Annotated in this window: 15 protein-coding genes; 12 read left to right on the top strand and 3 right to left on the bottom strand. The window is 66.5% G+C overall.

Features of this window, described 5'->3' with window-relative positions:
- Positions 1–20: 20 nt before the first annotated feature.
- A complete protein-coding gene (locus RQI43_RS08815) occupies positions 21–2,735 on the bottom strand; it encodes a hybrid sensor histidine kinase/response regulator (RefSeq protein WP_311274907.1) in 2,715 nt (904 codons plus the stop codon).
- Between the two features lie 145 nt (positions 2,736–2,880).
- Positions 2,881–3,615: a histidine phosphotransferase ChpT gene (gene chpT / locus RQI43_RS08810; RefSeq protein WP_311274906.1), complete on the bottom strand. Its 735-nt coding sequence runs from the start codon at positions 3,613–3,615 to the stop codon at positions 2,881–2,883.
- A 192-nt stretch (positions 3,616–3,807) separates the two neighbouring features.
- Here chpT and RQI43_RS08805 point away from each other — a divergent pair, with 192 nt between their 5' ends.
- Positions 3,808–4,665 (top strand): 3'(2'),5'-bisphosphate nucleotidase CysQ, encoded by an 858-nt coding sequence (locus RQI43_RS08805; RefSeq protein ID WP_311274905.1) that lies wholly within the window; start codon positions 3,808–3,810, stop codon positions 4,663–4,665.
- Positions 4,666–4,679: 14 nt separating this feature from the next.
- Here the strand turns inward: RQI43_RS08805 and RQI43_RS08800 are convergent, their stop codons facing one another.
- Positions 4,680–5,117 carry a YHS domain-containing (seleno)protein gene (locus RQI43_RS08800; protein WP_311274904.1) on the bottom strand — a complete coding sequence of 146 codons (438 nt, stop codon included), beginning with the start codon at positions 5,115–5,117 and terminating at the stop codon, positions 4,680–4,682.
- A 173-nt stretch (positions 5,118–5,290) separates the two neighbouring features.
- Between RQI43_RS08800 and RQI43_RS08795 the strand changes: the two genes are divergently transcribed.
- The 11 genes from RQI43_RS08795 (at position 5,291) to RQI43_RS08745 (ending at position 15,713) form a co-directional block, all read left to right on the top strand.
- On the top strand, positions 5,291–5,923 hold the full coding sequence (locus RQI43_RS08795) for a DUF1134 domain-containing protein (protein WP_405030581.1): 633 nt from the start codon (positions 5,291–5,293) through the stop codon (positions 5,921–5,923).
- Between the two features lie 240 nt (positions 5,924–6,163).
- On the top strand, positions 6,164–6,910 hold the full coding sequence (locus RQI43_RS08790) for a hypothetical protein (protein ID WP_311274902.1): 747 nt from the start codon (positions 6,164–6,166) through the stop codon (positions 6,908–6,910).
- A 159-nt stretch (positions 6,911–7,069) separates the two neighbouring features.
- Complete coding sequence (locus tag RQI43_RS08785) at positions 7,070–7,342, top strand: 3',5'-cyclic-nucleotide phosphodiesterase (RefSeq protein ID WP_311274901.1); 273 nt, start codon at positions 7,070–7,072, stop codon at positions 7,340–7,342.
- Positions 7,343–7,481: 139 nt separating this feature from the next.
- Positions 7,482–7,790 (top strand): hypothetical protein, encoded by a 309-nt coding sequence (locus tag RQI43_RS08780; RefSeq protein WP_056424881.1) that lies wholly within the window; start codon positions 7,482–7,484, stop codon positions 7,788–7,790.
- Positions 7,791–7,886: 96 nt separating this feature from the next.
- Entirely contained in the window at positions 7,887–9,161 is a 1,275-nt protein-coding gene (gene lysA / locus RQI43_RS08775; protein ID WP_311274900.1) for a diaminopimelate decarboxylase, read from the top strand.
- A 219-nt stretch (positions 9,162–9,380) separates the two neighbouring features.
- Complete coding sequence (locus RQI43_RS08770; RefSeq protein WP_311274899.1) at positions 9,381–12,005, top strand: TIGR02302 family protein; 2,625 nt, start codon at positions 9,381–9,383, stop codon at positions 12,003–12,005.
- A 99-nt stretch (positions 12,006–12,104) separates the two neighbouring features.
- Positions 12,105–12,290, top strand: coding sequence for a twin transmembrane helix small protein (locus tag RQI43_RS08765; RefSeq protein ID WP_311274898.1), 186 nt, complete (start codon positions 12,105–12,107; stop codon positions 12,288–12,290).
- 145 nt (positions 12,291–12,435) lie between these two features.
- Entirely contained in the window at positions 12,436–13,053 is a 618-nt protein-coding gene (locus tag RQI43_RS08760; protein WP_056424869.1) for an acyloxyacyl hydrolase, read from the top strand.
- A 32-nt stretch (positions 13,054–13,085) separates the two neighbouring features.
- Complete coding sequence (locus RQI43_RS08755; RefSeq protein ID WP_207412615.1) at positions 13,086–13,658, top strand: cob(I)yrinic acid a,c-diamide adenosyltransferase; 573 nt, start codon at positions 13,086–13,088, stop codon at positions 13,656–13,658.
- A gap of 220 nt (positions 13,659–13,878) precedes the next feature.
- On the top strand, positions 13,879–14,628 hold the full coding sequence (locus RQI43_RS08750) for an electron transfer flavoprotein subunit beta/FixA family protein (protein ID WP_056258098.1): 750 nt from the start codon (positions 13,879–13,881) through the stop codon (positions 14,626–14,628).
- A 134-nt stretch (positions 14,629–14,762) separates the two neighbouring features.
- Positions 14,763–15,713: an FAD-binding protein gene (locus RQI43_RS08745; RefSeq protein ID WP_311274897.1), complete on the top strand. Its 951-nt coding sequence runs from the start codon at positions 14,763–14,765 to the stop codon at positions 15,711–15,713.
- Positions 15,714–15,764 lie beyond the last annotated feature (51 nt).

Raw genomic sequence — 15,764 nt, 5'->3', positions numbered from 1 at the left:
ATTCTGTTCGAAGGCCGTGTTCAGGCGGCTTTGGGAAGGCTGACGATGTCGATTTCGCTGAGGGCCGAGATCAGCCCGCTGCGGTCGAACTTCGCCACCAGATCGAGGATCGAAAGCGACCGGGCGCGCTCGATGGCATCGACGCCCACCGTGCCGGAGAGGCCGATGACCGGGAGCTGCGAGACCCGCTCGTCGCCCTTCCGCATGGCGGCGACCAGATCGAAGCCGTTGCGGCCCGGCATTTCCAGGTCGCACACCACCACGTCGATCCGGCTGTTGTTCACCAGGGTGGTGAGAGCGGCTTCCGCGCTTCCGGCGGTGATCACGTTGTAGCCGGCGGCCTTGAGGACTGGGCTCAGCATGTCGCGGAAGAAGGCGGAATCGTCGACCAGGAGCAGCGTCGCGCTGCGCTTCTCCGGCTTGTGCGCGCCCCGCGCCCAGTCGTCATAGGCGAGCGGCAGGAAGTGGGCGATGTTGATGATCTCCGTGGCGCGGCCGCGCAGGACCGCCGAGCCGATGAGGTCCGAACGCTCGGCCGCGATCTCCACGTCGAGGCGCTCCTCGACGATGTCGATGATCTCGTCCACGACCAGGCCCATGGCCCGTTCGCCGTCCGAGAACACCACCAGCGCCTGCGTGCCTTCGCTCCTGATCTCGATCGACTGATCGGCCGGGACCAGCGGCATGAGCCGGCCACGGTACTGGATCAGCGGGCGTCCGCCGACCCACTCGATCTTGTTGGCTTCGATCTCCTCGAGACGTGTCACGAGCGAGAGCGGCACCGCCTTGAAGCTGCCTCCGCCGCCCTTGAATACCAGCAGCGTAGCCTTTGCGTCGGCGGCATCGGTCTCCTCCGGCTCGGCATCCACCGGGATGACGCCGGTCTGCGTACCCTGGCTGACCTGGCGGGCGATGCCGTTCGGATCGACGATCAGGACCACGGCACCGTCGCCGAGGATGGTGTTGCCGGCAAAGAGCGGCAGATGGCGCAGCTTCGACGACATCGGCTTCACGACGATTTCTTCCGTGTGGAAGACCTCGTCCACGAGGATGCCGAAACGCTGGCGTCCGACCTGGGCGACGACGACGAAGCCGGAATCGATGCTATCGGCGTTCTCCTGCTGCCCGAGCACCCCGGTCAGGGTGACGATCGGGAGAAGGCGCTCGCGCAGGCGCAGCACCGGCGAGCCGTTGATGCGCTCGACCTTCTGGGCCGTGGCCTTGTCGACGCGCACGAGTTCCAGCACCGCAACCTGCGGCACGGCGTAGCGAAGGTCGCCGGCCTTGACGATGAGGGCGGCGATGATCGCCAGCGTGAGCGGGATCTTGATGGTGAAGGTGGTGCCGCGGCCGAGTTGCGTGTTGATGTCGATGACGCCGCCGATCAGCTCGATATTGGTCTTCACCACATCCATGCCGACGCCGCGGCCGGACACCGAGGTGACCGCCTTCGCCGTCGAGAAGCCGGGATGGAAGATGAACTTCGCCACCTGGGCGTCGGTCATCTTGTCGATCTCGGACTGGCTCGCGACGTTGCGCTCCACGGCCTTGCGGCGGATGGCGGCGAGATCGAGGCCCTTGCCGTCATCGGCGATCTCGATCGTGATCGTTCCGCCCTCGTGATAGGCGGCGAGGCGGATCGTGCCACGGGCCGGCTTGCCCGCCGCTTTCCGGTCGGCGGTGGATTCGATGCCGTGGTCGGCCGAGTTGCGCACCATGTGGGTGAGCGGGTCCTTGATGACCTCGAGCACCTGACGGTCCAGCTCGGTCTCGGCGCCGCTCATGATGAGCTCGATCTGCTTGCCGAGTTCCGACGACAGGTCGCGAACCACGCGCGGCAGCTTCTGCCAGGCATTGCCGATCGGCTGCATGCGCGTCTTCATGACGCCTTCCTGCAGCTCGGCCGTCACATGGCTGAGGCGCTGCAGGGGAACCTTGTAGGTGGAATCGTCGTGGCGACGGGCGATCTCGAGGAGCTGGTTGCGGGTCAGCACCAGCTCGGACACCATCGTCATGAGGTGTTCGAGCGTGTCCACGTTGACGCGGATGCTCTGGACCTTCGAGGCTCCGCCCTCGGATTCCCCGGAGGGAGCGTCCGACCCGTTCTTCCGGTTGGCGCCCTTCGAGGACGAATCCTCGGCCAGCGACGCAGGTTCGAACTCGGGAGCGGTGAATTCGGGCTGCTTCGGTTCGGCCATGGCGATGGGTGCCGGCTCCAGCGGGAGCGGCTCCGACAGGTCGGGACCTTCGGCTTCGAGGAAGGCGCGCTCCAGATCGTCGAGGGAGACTTCGCCGGGCTTGAGCTCACGCACGACGGGGTCGGGGAGCTTTGTCTCGACTACGGCGGCCGGTGCCACGAACGGGGCGGCCGACATGGCGTCGAGGGCATTGATCAGGTCGTCGTCGTTTCCGGCCGGCTCGGTGCCGGCGATCTCGAGATCGCCGAGGATCTGCTTGAGCCGGTCCAGCGTCACCAGGATCAGGCTGACGGCGGGGCTGCTCACCGGCATTCCGTCGCGGAACTGGCCCATCAGCGTCTCGGCTGCATGCGCCAGCGCTTCCAGGCGCGGAAGGCCGAGGAAGCCGCACGTTCCCTTGATCGTGTGGACGAGGCGGAAAATGTTCCGCAGGATCGTCTGGTTGTTGGGGTCCTGCTCGAAGCGGACGAGTTCGGCGTCCACCGTGTCGAGATGCTCTGCGCTCTCGGTCAGAAACTCACGCAGCAAGTCATCCATTAGAGGCACTCGGTCCAGACGCGCACTAGGTTTGTGCGAAGTCCACCTTGAGGCCGACAGGTTAGTGAAGAGTTTCGAGAGAGAGACAAATCCACAAGTCGCGGCAGGATTTGATTGAGGCCTGCCGCGACAGTCGGGCCCGTGATCAGGCGAGCGAGGTTTCGGGGGGCTCGCTGTCGGAGGGGCGGGTATCCTCGACCGGGGCAGCGGCGGGGGGCGAGGCCGGCGCGACGGCGTCTGCGACGGGCTCCGCGCTGATCGTCACTTCGTCGCCTTCGATCCCGAAGCGCACGTTCATCGCGGCGACACGCGCGACGAGGCCCGCATAGAACGGCAGGATGCTGTGCGCGTCCACCGCGCCGTTCTCCGGCGTTCCCGCGATCAGATCCTCCACATGCGCCGGGATGCGGGCATGCGACCCCTTCGACCTGATGACGATGGAGGGAGCCTCGCCGTCGCCGCTCACGACGACGTCGATGCGGCCGCCGCGCGGGATCGTGGTGGTGGCGATCATCACGAGGTTGAGCAGGAGCTTGACCTTGTTTTTCGGATAGAGCGCCTGCGGCGCGCTCCAGGTCAGCTGGGTCTTCTCGTCGCCGAACATCCCGCGGGAGACCTTCTCGGCATCGGCGAGGTCTATCGAGGCGCCCGCCGATCCGGCGGCGCCGAAGGCGATGCGGGCGAATTGCAGCCGCGCCGAGGCCTGTTTCGCGCTCTTGCTGATGAGTTCGAGGGCGAATTCCCGCATCGAGGTGTCGCTCTCGTCCTCCAGGACTTCGAGCCCGTTCACGATGGCGCCGACGGGGCTGATCACATCGTGGCAGACGCGCGAGCACAGCAGCGCGGAGAGATCGAGGGAATCGAGATCGACGGGGGTCATCGTGCTCTCCGCACAGGGCAATGAATGGGCCGCCGATGCGGCCGGTCCGTCGGCTCCGAGAGATGAAACCGACTGGGTGCGGCACCGATAGACGGCACAGCATGCTTTGAAAAGCGACGCGACGAGTGCGTAGGACGCTTTGAAGCCGACTCTAGAGTCGACAAGGCGCGGCTCGCAAGGCAAGACTTTCCCATGCCCCTCGATCTGCGGATGCGCGACAGCATCGCGACGACATTGACCGACATCGCCTGCGAAGCGGGCGACATCCTCCGACGACATCATGGTGGCGATTGCGCACACGTGATCAAGCCGGACGGGACCCCTTCGAGCGTCGCCGATATCGCCTCCGAAAAGCTGATCATCGAAGCGCTGAAGCAGCGTTATCCGACGATCCCGATCGTTTCCGAGGAATCCACCCACGACCTGCCGCCGGCGGACCTGTTCTTTCTGGTCGATCCATTGGACGGAACGCGCGATTTTCTCGCGGGAAACCCGGATTACAGCGTCAATATCTGCCTGATCGAAGGAAACAGGCCGGTGGCCTCGGCCGTGGCCGGTCCGGGTATCGGCCGCGTCTGGGGGGCCGGCGTCACCGCGTTCGAGGCGGTGATCCATCGCGGGCGACCGACAGGGCGGAATGCGATCCGGGTCCGGAAAGTACCGGAGGACGGGCTCGTGGCCCTGGTCAGCCGCCGCCACGGCGACACCGAGACGGAGGCCTGTCTCGCCGGCCTTCCCATCGGTCAGAGGCGGGGCGTGGCCTCGGCCCTGAAATTCTGCCTCATCGCCTCGGGCGAGGCCGATATCTATGTCCGTTGCGGCCCGACCATGGAGTGGGACACGGCCGCCGGGGATCATGTGCTGACCACGGCCGGCGGCAGGGTCGTCGTGCCCTCGGGGCGCGAGATCACCTATGGCCATTACCGCATCTTCTACCGCAACGGCCCTTTCGCGGCCCTTGGGGATCCGAGCTATACCAGCCGTCTCGGACTGCCCGATCGCGGGCCCAACCTGAATACGATCCGGGAAGGGCACACCGCGCGGCCCTGACCGGGGCGCCCGTGTCAGCGGGTCACGCCGTCCTCCGTGAGCGACTTCAGGCTCGGCCACGTCTCTTCCGCCACCCCGACGATGGCGGGTGACGCCACGACCTTCGCGCGATGTTCAGAGTTGCGGAACAGGTAGAGCGCATCTCCCGTCGGACCGGGCAGGATCGCGAAGACCAGAGGGTCCGTATCGACGATCCGGCCATCGACGATCCCGATCGGATCGTAGCCGCCGAGACGCGGTGCGTAGACCGACGGCGCATCCCGGAACGCCGCGAGATTGCTCGCTTTCGAAAAGCGCCAGGTCCGGTTCTTCCAGACCCATTCGTAGGTGGCTTTGCCGGCGACCGGCTGGCCTTCGGGGTCGAGGAAGTAGCTCACCGCGTCGAAACCGTTGAGGGCGATCAGCCCCTGCCCCGCCGAGGCGCTTCGAGGTGCGGCGAGGCACGACGCCAACGCGACCGCTCCGAAGTTACGCCGCGTTAACCCTATCATGCGGTACTTCATGCTCGACTCGGCGCGACGCAAGCTCGTCTCTCCGCTCGTCCCGGACCGGATAAACCCATTCGGCAGAATGTGGGTGATCGGGACGGATGTCGAACCATCGATGGGCGAACATGGAGCTCCGGATGACAGATCCTTCGAATCCCCTCTCCGCATCCGCCGAGCCCTCGCCGCTCATCACCCGTCGGCGCGTTCTGAGCCTCGGCGTGGCAGCCGCCGCGCTGTCGATCGCCGCGTCCGTCGCCCCGGCTCTGGCCTTCGACGAGCCGCCCCCCGGCCGTTTCCGTCCGGCCGAGGTCGTGGATAACGGGCATAAGTTCTTCGGCTCCATGTCGCGCGGCCTCGCCCTCACCGTCGAGGAGGCGACCCGCCGTTGGGGCGAGCCCAACGGCTACATCCTCGGGCAGGAAGCCTCCGGCGCCATCGTCGGCGGCGTCCGCTACGGCGAAGGCACACTCTATACCCGCAATGCCGGGCAGCGCCGGATCTACTGGCAGGGACCGTCCATCGGGTTCGATGTCGGCGGCGACGGCGACCGCACGATGATGCTCCTCTACAACATGCCCTCGGTCTCCGGCCTCTACCGGCGCTTTGCCGGGGTCGACGGCTCGGCCTATTTCATCGGCGGGTTCGGGATGACCGCCGTCACGAATGACGGAATGGTGGTGGTGCCGATCAGGACCGGCGTCGGCGCGCGCCTCGGAATCAATGTCGGCTACCTGAAATTCACGTCGAAGCCGACTTGGAACCCGTTCTGATCCGATCCGCCCGGCTCGGTCGGCGTTGGGTTGTCTCAAGCCGTTCAAAGGATTGGTCTCGCACGGGGGAAATGGTTTAAAGACGTTCATGCTGAGGTCTGTCGGCTCGCGCATCTGGCCTATGCAAGCCCGCGGCGGCGTGCCAACGCGAGCCTGCTTAGACTGTTGAAATCTCGCAGGTTTCAGGGCGCAGAGCCGGTGACCACTTTTGCGAAACCTGCTTAGGAAGAGCATCCCCGCGTGATCGAAACCGTGATGATCTTCGCGCTCGGCTTCCTTGCTGCGAGCCTCTGCGCCCTCATGGTCCTGCCGGCCGTGAACGCCCGGGCGATCCGTCTCTCCAAGCGTCGGCTCGAAGGGCTCGTCCCCCTCTCCGCCTCCGAGATCGCCGCCGAAAAGGATTTCCTGCGCGCGCGTTTCGCCGTCACCCAGCGCCGTCTCGAACGGAAGGTGGAAGCCGCACGCGCGAGCCGCCATTCGGATATGGCTGCCATCGGAGCGCGGACTCTCGAGATCGCCGCACTGGCTCGAAATGTGGAGGAGCGGGATGCCACCCTCGCATCCACGAGAGCGACCCTCGACGGCGTCGAACGCGACCTCGCCACCGCTCGGGCGGAAGGAACCCTCAGCCTCTCCACGCTCGAAGTCCTAGAGAACGCCCATCGCGATCTCATCGACGATCTCCATGCGCTACGCAGCGCAGCGGCATCGTCGGAGACCGTGGAAGGAGACACCGCCAGCGACGAACCCGCGCCGGATCTCCAAGCCCGCTACGTAGCGCTTCTGGAGGAATGCGAAGCGCTGCGAGCGGCAAAGGTGCCGCAGGCCAACGTGCAGCAAGACCAGGAGATCGCCGTTCTTCGCCAGCGTATCGTCGAGGTGGCGGATTCGCTGCTGAGGCAGAACCGGCTTCCGTCCGTCGATGTTTTCCCCATGCCCGGTGCGCAGGCCGGCCCTGTTCCGTTGAAACAGGGCGAACGGGTCTGAACAGCCGCCGAAGCCTGACAGGCTTGTTGCAGGTCATGGAAGCTGTGGCGTAGAAGCCGCGTTGTTCATGGGATGACCACCGGCGTGCCTTGTTTCGACCATGCATAGGCATCATCGGGTTCGTCACATCTCCACTGTCTGAGACGGATCTCGTTCCCTATGGCATTCAAGTCGACTTCGCTTGCCCTCGCTCTCGCCACCATGGCCATGTTCTCGTCGGCGGCGGCTTTCGCTCAAGCCGCTCCCCAGACGAAGCGGGGCAACGAGACGTTGAAGAAGTATTGCACCGGCGATTACCTCACCTATTGCGGGAACCTCTCTCCCGACGATCCGGCGGTGGACAAGTGCTTCCAGACCAACTGGACCAAGCTGTCCGAGAATTGCCGCCGTGCGATCGACGCCTACGAGAAGACGGGCGGCAAGAAGGGCTGACCAGCCCGGCTGACACGAAGGTTTGATCCCCTTCCCTGAGGCCTCCGGGCCTCAGGCTGCACAAAGCGTGGCCGTTGCGCTCGCATCGGCGAGCGGCAGCGGCTATGATGCCGCCGCCTGAGGTGCCGGACCCGCGTTGATGTTGTTTCGTTCCCGACTGACGTTGCTCCTCGCTGTGGGCTGCGTGGCCCTCGCCGGTTCCGGCTGCGGCCGGCGCGGTGCCCTGCAGGCCCCCGATACGCGAGCACCAGTGCAATCCTCCGGGATCGGCCTCGGAGCGTCGCCGGTGGCGGATGCCACCGCGGTGGCCGATGGCGACGACCTCGACCCCACGGCGATTTCCGGTACGCCCCAGGCGATCTTCGAGGCTCCCGTACAGACCTCGAGGGGCGTCAAGCGCGGCTATACCGTCCCCAAACAGCCCTTCATCCTCGATCCGCTCCTCTAGATTGACGCAGGCCTGACGTCCGTCCCGACGGGGCTATGTCGGGCGTGCCGTCTTCTGTCAGGTTCGCGTTTCGGGATTCGCGTCCCAAGGCCCGCCATGCACCATTTCCAGTATCGTGACGGCCGGCTGGCCGCCGAGGATGTCGACCTGACCGGCCTCGCGGCCGAGATCGGCACGCCGTTCTATTGCTACTCCACGGCGACGCTCGAGCGGCATTACCGCGTCTTCGCCGAAGCCTTCGCCGGGGACGACGCCCTCGTCTGCTATGCGATGAAGGCGAATTCCAACCAGGCGGTGCTCACCACCCTGGCCCGTCTCGGGGCGGGGATGGACATCGTCTCCGAGGGCGAGTTGCGGCGGGCGCTTGCCGCGGGCGTCGATCCGCAGCGGATCGTGTTCTCCGGCGTGGGCAAGACCCGCGAGGAGATGGCGGCGGCCCTGCATGCCGGCATCTACTGCTTCAACGTGGAGAGCGAGCCCGAGCTCGAAACCCTGTCCGAGGTGGCCTCTTCCCTGGGCGCGACTGCTCCGGTCTCCGTCCGGGTCAATCCGGATGTGGATGCCGGGACCCATGCCAAGATCTCCACCGGAAAATCCGAGAACAAGTTCGGCATCCCCATCGGGCGCGCGGCGGACGTCTATGCCCGCGCTGCGTCCCTGCCGAGGATCGCCGTGTCCGGCGTCGACATGCATATCGGCAGTCAGATCACCGATCTCGCGCCCTTCGCCCATGCGGCTGGGCTCCTGGCCGAATTGGCGCGCAGCCTGATGGCGCAGGGTCACCCCCTCCATCACATCGATTTCGGCGGCGGCCTCGGCATTCCCTATCGCGAGGACAACGCCCCTCCCCCGGAGCCCGCCGCCCTGGCGGATATCCTGCGCCCGCATTTCCGGCCCCTCGGCCTGCGCCCGGTCTTCGAGATCGGCCGCATGATCGCCGGCAATGCCGGCATCCTCGTGACCCGCGTCCTCTACGTGAAGCGCACGGAGGGCCGGACCTTCGTCATCGTCGACGCGGCGATGAACGATCTGATCCGCCCGACACTCTACGAGGCCTATCACGCCCTCCGTCCGGTCATCGAGCCCGGTGCCGACACCCCTCGCCTCGTCGCCGACGTGGTCGGACCGGTCTGCGAGAGCGGCGACTATATCGCGCTGGCCCGGGATATCCCCGATGTCGCACCGGGTGACCTCGTCGCCGTGATGACCGCGGGCGCCTACGGGGCTGTCCAGGCCGGAACCTACAATACGCGCCGCCTCGTGCCAGAGGTTCTGGTGAGCGGCGACCGCGCGGCCATCGTCCGGCCGCGGCAGAGCTACGACGACCTCATCGGCCTCGACCGCGTGCCCGACTGGCTGCGGTCGGACTAAGCAGGTTTAGTAAAAGTGGTCACCGGTTTTGCGTTCCGAAACCTGCGACACTTCAAAGGCCTAAGCGAGGTGAAGCGTTGGCTCGCCAATGCGGACCTGCTTGGCCGCGCACCCGCGATGCGGGTGGGCCGATTTGACCCGATCGCCGCGCGCCGCCACCATGCTAGGCTGACATGGCGGGATGCCTGGAGCATTCCCCGCCTCGGGAGCCCAAACAGAATGGACGAGGCCGACGCGACGACTTCCAAAGCGACCCAGATGACAGCGCCGAAGCCGCCGGCAGCCCGAAGCCGGCTCGATCGGCTCGTATCGCAGTCGCAGGCCGCCGGATTGTGGGAACGTGCCTGGCCGCTCGTCTGGCGGGCGCTCGCCGTGGTCCTGGCTTTCCTCGCGGCCTCGTGGCTCGGGCTCTGGCTCGATCTGTCGCCGTTCTGGCGTATCGCCGGACTCGCCGCCTTCGCCCTCGCCTTCCTCGCCGCTCTGGTGCCGCTGGTCCGCCTATCCCGCCCGAGCCGCCGCGAGGCACTGGCCCGCCTCGACCGTGACGCCGCCGACGGCGCTTCGTCCCACAATCCGGCTTCGGCCATCGAGGATACCCTCGCCGTCGGAACGACGGACCCGGCGACGCAGGCGCTTTGGGCGCTGCATCAGCGCCGCGCAGCCGAGGCCGTCTCCCGTTTGAGCGTCGGCCTGCCGCGACCCGGCATGCCGCGCCGCGACCCCTTCGCCCTTCGCGCCGGCCTCGTCGTGGCGGCGTTGGCCAGCCTGTTCGTCGCAGGCCCGGAATGGCGCCAGCGCATCGGGAGTGCGTTCGACTGGCACGAGGCCGCCGGCCCGGGACCAAACTTTCGCGTCGACGGCTGGATCGATCCGCCGCTCTATACGAGGCTTCCGCCCCTCGTCGTCACGATGAGCGGGACCGAGCAGCGCCTGCGCGCACCGGTCAACTCCACGCTGATCGTCCGGATCGCCGGACAGGGCGATATCGTGCTGACGCCGAATGCGGGTTTCAAGCCTCTCCCCGGCAAGGAAGCGCGCCCGGACCTTCGTGAGGACCGTTTCCAGCTCGTCGGCGGCACCGCCGATCTCATCATCGCCGCGGGCTCGGCGCCCAAGCAGCATCTCATCGTCGAGACCATCCCGGACCTCGCCCCGGAAGTCCGGCGCGCCGGCGCCCTGGAGGTGAATGCGCGCGGCACCTTCAATCTGAGCTACCGCGCCAAGGACGATTACGGCATCGCCTCGGCGGACGGGATCGTCGAACCCCTGACGGGCAGTCGCTCCCTGGTGCCCCTACCGAAGATGCCTCTCGCTTTGCCCTCGGACGCGAGCGGCGAGACCGATACGAAGACCCTTGTGGACCTCACCGACAATCCCTGGTCGGGCGCGCGGGTCCGGCTGACCATCGTGGTGAAGGACGAGGCCGGCCAGGAGGGGCGGACCGAGACGGCGGAGATCACGCTGCCGGCCCGGCCGTTCCGCGAGCCCCTGGCGCGCGCCCTGGCCGAGGAACGCCGGCGCCTCGTCACCGCTCCCGACGAAAGCCGGCGCCGGGTGCAGACCGCCCTCGACGCGCTGATGATCGCACCGGACCAGTTCACGCCGCAGCCCTCGATCTTCCTCGGGTTGCGCACCGCGTCCCGCCGGCTCAAGGCGGCACGGACCGACGAAAACCTGATCGAGGTGGCCGACCTACTGTGGGAGATGGCGCTCAAGATCGAGGATGGCGACCTCTCCGATGCGGAGAAGAGCCTGCGCGCTGCCCAGGACAGGCTGAAGGACGCCATCGACCGGAACGCGCCGGACGAGGAAATCAAGAAGCTGACGGAGGACCTGAAACAGGCACTCGACAAGTTCATGAAGCAGATGGCCGAGCGCCAGCAGAAGCAGCCTCAGCAGCAGGGCGAGAAGGGCAAGTCGCAGCAGAACGCCAAAACCGTCACCCCGGACGATCTGAACAAGATGCTGAAGGACATGGAAGAGGCGATGAAGCGCGGCGACACCGCCGAGGCGCAACGCCTGCTCGAACAGCTGCGCAGCATCCTCGAGAACCTCCAGACCGCCGAGCCGGGAGCCAAATCCGACCCGAATGGCCGTGAGATGAGCAAGCAGGCCGAGGAACTCGACAAGATGTCCCGCGAGCAGCAGGCGCTCCGCGACGAGACCTTCAAGGACGGCCAGAACAAGCGCGGCCAGCAGCCCGGGCAGAAGCAGGGCCAGAAGCCCCAGCGCGGCCAGCAGGGTCAGCAGCAGAATGGCGACCAGGGCCAGCAGGGCGGAGAGCAGGGCCAGCAAGGGCAACAGGGTCAGAAAGGCCAGAAGGGCGAGCAGGGCCAGGGTGGCGCCGGCGAACGCCAGCAGGCTTTGCGCCAGCGTCTCGAAGATTTGCAGAAGCGGATGAAGGAGCTCGGGATGCAGGGCGAGGAAGGCCTTGCCGACGCCGAAGAGGCGATGCGCGACGCCGAAGGCGCCCTCGGCGAGGGCAAGGAAGGCGATGCCGTCGATGCTCAGGGCCGCGCCCTCGATGGGCTCAAGCGCGGCGCGGACGGCATGCAGAAGCAGATGGAGGAGATGGCGCAGGGCGAGGGTGAAGGCGAGGGCGAGCAGGAGGGCGGCGAGAACCCGAACCAGCAGGGGCAGGCCGGCAATCGTGACGACGATCCGCTCGGCCGTCCGACCAAGGGCCGCGACCTCTCCGACGGCCGTGGCAAGGTTCCGACCGCCGACGAATCCGCGGTCCAGCGTACGCGCCGGATCATGGAGGAGCTGCGGCGCAAGCTCGGCGATCCGAGTCGGCCCAGGGAAGAGCTCGACTATTTCGAGCGCCTGCTCCGGCGAAACTGAAGGTCGCACCCGTTCCGCGGGTGCGATCCCCTGCCCTATGGGCTAGGGGATCGGCAGAGCCATATGGGCTTCGTCCCCCCGTTCCGAGCGCGAGCCTCCATGTCATCCAACACCCTGGTCCTCGTCGCCTGCCTCGCCGTGGCCGTCGTGCTGTTTCTCGGTCTCATCAACATGATGCGTGGGGGCAGCGCCAACCTGTCTCAGCGGCTGATGCGCCTCCGCGTACTGCTCCAGTTCGTGGCAATCATTTTCATCATGGGCGTGGTCTGGTGGCGCTCCGCCTGAGCAATTATCACATCTCGGTGAGTGTGGCGGCTGGGTCTCACCTCTCGTCTAAGACGATATCGGGACGGGATTACTGATCGGCCGGGCTGACACCAGCGTATTCCTGCGTGGTAGGAAGGTCGGGTTCACTTTGGATCCGTCATCGATGCAAGCCATCTGCTCTCGCCTGGTCGCCGGCATTCTCGCCCTGCCCGTCGTGTGTTCCGCCCAGGCCGCCGATCTCGGATCGCCGCCTCCCGCCGCGGCCTACGTCACGCCTGTCCAGCCGCTGAGCATCGTGTCCGAAGTGCGTATCGGCGGGGCCGTGCAGGATCCCGGCAGCGCCGAGAAGAACACCAACGCCATCAACGGCGAGATCCTGTTCTCCAAGCCGGTGGTGAGCCTCGATCCGTTCTGGCAGGCCTTCGTGCCGCGCCCGACCGTGGGCGGCAGCTACAATTTCGATGGTCGCACCAGCTTCGCCTATATCGGCGCGACCTGGACGGTGGACCTCTTCCCGCAGACCCTGAACAACCGGGTCTTCCTCGAAGGTTTCTTCGGCGCGGGCGCGCATAACGGTTATACCGGCCTGAAGGCCAACGCACCGGCGGGCTTCAACGCCCTGGGCTGCAACCCTCTCTTCCGCGAAGCGGCGGCGCTCGGCTATCGTCTGACCGAGCATTGGAGCATCATGGCCACCGTCGAGCACATGTCGAATGCCGGCCTGTGCCACGAGAATCGCGGCCTGACGAATTTCGGCGGCAAGATCGGCTACACGTTCTGAGCCCGACGCCCGGATCTGAGATCGGATAACCCTTGGTCACCCTGAACCGCATCTACACGCGCACCGGCGACAAGGGCTCCACGGCGCTCGCCAATGGCGAACGTCGCTCCAAGGCGGATCTGCGGGTCGAGGCCTACGGGACGGTCGATGAGACCAATGCCTGCATCGGTCTCGTCCGTCTCCACGCCGATATCGTCCTCGACGCGATGCTCGGCCGTATCCAGAACGACCTGTTCGACCTCGGGGCCGATCTCGCGACCCCGGAAAGCGACGAGCCGCCGGCTTACGAGCCTCTTCGTATCGTCGCCAGCCAGGTGAAGCGGATCGAGGCGGATATCGACGTGCTCAATGCCGAGCTGTCGCCGCTGAAATCCTTCGTGTTGCCCGGCGGTTCCGCGGCCTCAGCCGCGCTCCATCTCGCCCGCACGATATGCCGCCGGGCCGAACGCCTGACGGTGGCCCTCGCCGCCGTAGAGGGCGAGCGCGTTTCGCCCGAGGCGCTGCAATACCTCAACCGCCTGTCGGACTTCCTTTTCGTGGCGAGCCGCACGGCCAATGCCAATGGAGCCGACGACGTGCTCTGGGTTCCAGGCAAGAACCGCTGAAGCGGGAAATCTGGTAGACCGCATACAAGCGAGCGTGAATTACGGATCGCATGTGTTCGACGCGGGGCTAGACTGTCGCACGCGTTGACAAGTCTGAAATCCCCCCGTTACGGTCCGCCGCTTCATTCCAAGAGGGTGCCCGGACCTTCGACCGCGTCGAAGGCCCCTCGCGCGCTGCGCCGGCCCTTGCCAAGAAAATCATTGGAGGATTGTGACCGCCATGAAGGTTCTGGTGCCCGTCAAGCGGGTCGTCGACTACAACGTCAAGATCCGCGTCAAGGCCGACGGTTCGGGCGTTGAACTCGCCAACGTCAAGATGTCGATGAACCCGTTCGACGAGATCGCCGTCGAAGAGGCGATCCGTCTGAAGGAGAAGGGCAAGGCGACCGAAATCGTCGCCGTGTCCATCGGTCCGCAGCAGGCGCAGGAGACCTTGCGCACGGCACTCGCCATGGGCGCCGACCGGGCGATCCTGGTGAAGACCGACGGGCTCGTGGAGCCGCTGGCGGTGGCCAAGATCCTGAAGGCCGTCGTGGAGAAGGAGGCCCCCGGCCTCGTCATCCTCGGCAAGCAGGCCATCGACGACGATTCCAATCAGACCGGGCAGATGCTCGCCGCCCTGCTCGATTGGCCGCAGGGCACTTTCGCGTTCAAGCTCGAATTCGGCGAGGGTTCGATCGACGTGACCCGTGAGGTCGATGGCGGCCTGCAGACCGTCACCCTCGCCCTGCCGGCGATCGTGACCACGGATCTGCGCCTGAACGAGCCGCGCTACGCGTCGCTGCCCAACATCATGAAGGCGAAGAAGAAGCCCCTCGAGGAGCTGAGCCCCGATGCGCTCGGCGTCGACGTGACGCCGCGGGTCAAGGTGCTGAAGACCGTCGAGCCGGCCGGACGCAAGGCGGGCATCAAGGTCGGCTCCGCGGCCGAACTGGTCCAGAAGCTGAAGGGCGAAGCCTCGGTCATCTGAGCTTCGGGCTCCGTCCGCGCTCCGGCCGTCGCAGGATGGCCGGCGCCGGCCCACAATCCTTATCCTCGGCCGCAATCCGGCGCGACGCCGCGACGGATGCCAGGCCGCACCGCATATGAGGTTCGACGCATAGCATGGCCATTCTCCTCCTCATCGAGCACGATAACGGCGCCGTGCGCGACGCCAGCCTGAAGGCGCTCTCCGCCGCCAAGGAAATCGGCGGACCGATCCACGCCCTGGTCGCCGGTGCGGCGAGCCGCCCGGCAGCCGATGCCGCCGCCGCCCTCGACGGTGTCGAGAAGGTGCTGCTGGCCGAGGATGCCGCCTACGACCACGCCCTGGCCGAACCGACGGCGGCGCTGATCGTCTCTCTCGCGGCCGATTACGACGTGATCATCGCCGCCGCCTCCACCACCGGAAAGAACGTGCTGCCGCGCGTGGCCGCTCTTCTCGACGTGGCGCAGATCTCCGACATCATGAGCGTGATCTCGCCCGACACGTTCGACCGGCCGATCTATGCCGGCAACGCGATCCAGACCGTCCAGGCCGCCGAGGGCAACAAGGTCATCACGGTCCGCATGGCGGCGTTCAAGGCCGCTGCCGCCGGGGGATCGACGGCTCCGGTGGAGCCCGTCACGGTGAGCGCTCCCGCTTCGTCCAAATCCACCTTCAAGGGCGAAGAGATCGCCCAGTCCGACCGGCCCGAACTGGCCGCCGCCAAGATCATCGTCTCGGGTGGCCGCTCGCTCGGCTCCTCGGACAAGTTCAAGGAGCTCATCGAGCCGCTGGCCGATGCCCTCGGCGCGGCCGTGGGTGCCTCGCGCGCCGCCGTCGACGCAGGCTACGCTCCGAACGACTGGCAGGTCGGCCAGACCGGCAAGGTCGTGGCGCCGGACCTCTACGTGGCGGTGGGCATCTCCGGAGCGATCCAGCATCTGGCCGGCATGAAGGATTCGAAGGTCATCGTCGCCATCAACAAGGACGAGGATGCGCCGATCTTCCAGGTGGCGGATTACGGCCTCGTCGGCGACCTGTTCCAGATCGTCCCCGAGCTTCAGGCCGAGATCGCCAAAGCCAAAGGTTGATCCGGACCGGATCAGAACGATGGAGCTCCGCCGCAGCCATCCGCGGCGGAG

The organism is Methylobacterium sp. WCS2018Hpa-22 (assembly GCF_031843785.1).
Taxonomy (GTDB): Bacteria; Pseudomonadota; Alphaproteobacteria; order Rhizobiales; family Beijerinckiaceae; genus Methylobacterium.
Note: the sequence above shows the minus strand (reverse complement) of the source record. Positions and strands in the feature narration are given on the sequence as shown.

What these genes read in the sequence shown, in the direction of transcription:
- RQI43_RS08765 (WP_311274898.1), top strand. Translation starts at nt 12,105, where the DNA reads ATGTCATCCAACACCCTGGTCCTCGTCGCCTGCCTCGCCGTGGCCGTC.
- RQI43_RS08780 (WP_056424881.1), top strand. Translation starts at nt 7,482, where the DNA reads ATGTTGTTTCGTTCCCGACTGACGTTGCTCCTCGCTGTGGGCTGCGTG.
- RQI43_RS08760 (WP_056424869.1), top strand. Translation starts at nt 12,436, where the DNA reads ATGCAAGCCATCTGCTCTCGCCTGGTCGCCGGCATTCTCGCCCTGCCC.
- chpT (WP_311274906.1), bottom strand. Translation starts at nt 3,615, where the DNA reads ATGACCCCCGTCGATCTCGATTCCCTCGATCTCTCCGCGCTGCTGTGC.
- RQI43_RS08770 (WP_311274899.1), top strand. Translation starts at nt 9,381, where the DNA reads ATGGACGAGGCCGACGCGACGACTTCCAAAGCGACCCAGATGACAGCG.
- RQI43_RS08815 (WP_311274907.1), bottom strand. Translation starts at nt 2,735, where the DNA reads ATGGATGACTTGCTGCGTGAGTTTCTGACCGAGAGCGCAGAGCATCTC.
- RQI43_RS08750 (WP_056258098.1), top strand. Translation starts at nt 13,879, where the DNA reads ATGAAGGTTCTGGTGCCCGTCAAGCGGGTCGTCGACTACAACGTCAAG.
- RQI43_RS08785 (WP_311274901.1), top strand. Translation starts at nt 7,070, where the DNA reads ATGGCATTCAAGTCGACTTCGCTTGCCCTCGCTCTCGCCACCATGGCC.
- RQI43_RS08795 (WP_405030581.1), top strand. Translation starts at nt 5,291, where the DNA reads ATGACAGATCCTTCGAATCCCCTCTCCGCATCCGCCGAGCCCTCGCCG.
- RQI43_RS08745 (WP_311274897.1), top strand. Translation starts at nt 14,763, where the DNA reads ATGGCCATTCTCCTCCTCATCGAGCACGATAACGGCGCCGTGCGCGAC.
- lysA (WP_311274900.1), top strand. Translation starts at nt 7,887, where the DNA reads ATGCACCATTTCCAGTATCGTGACGGCCGGCTGGCCGCCGAGGATGTC.
- RQI43_RS08805 (WP_311274905.1), top strand. Translation starts at nt 3,808, where the DNA reads ATGCCCCTCGATCTGCGGATGCGCGACAGCATCGCGACGACATTGACC.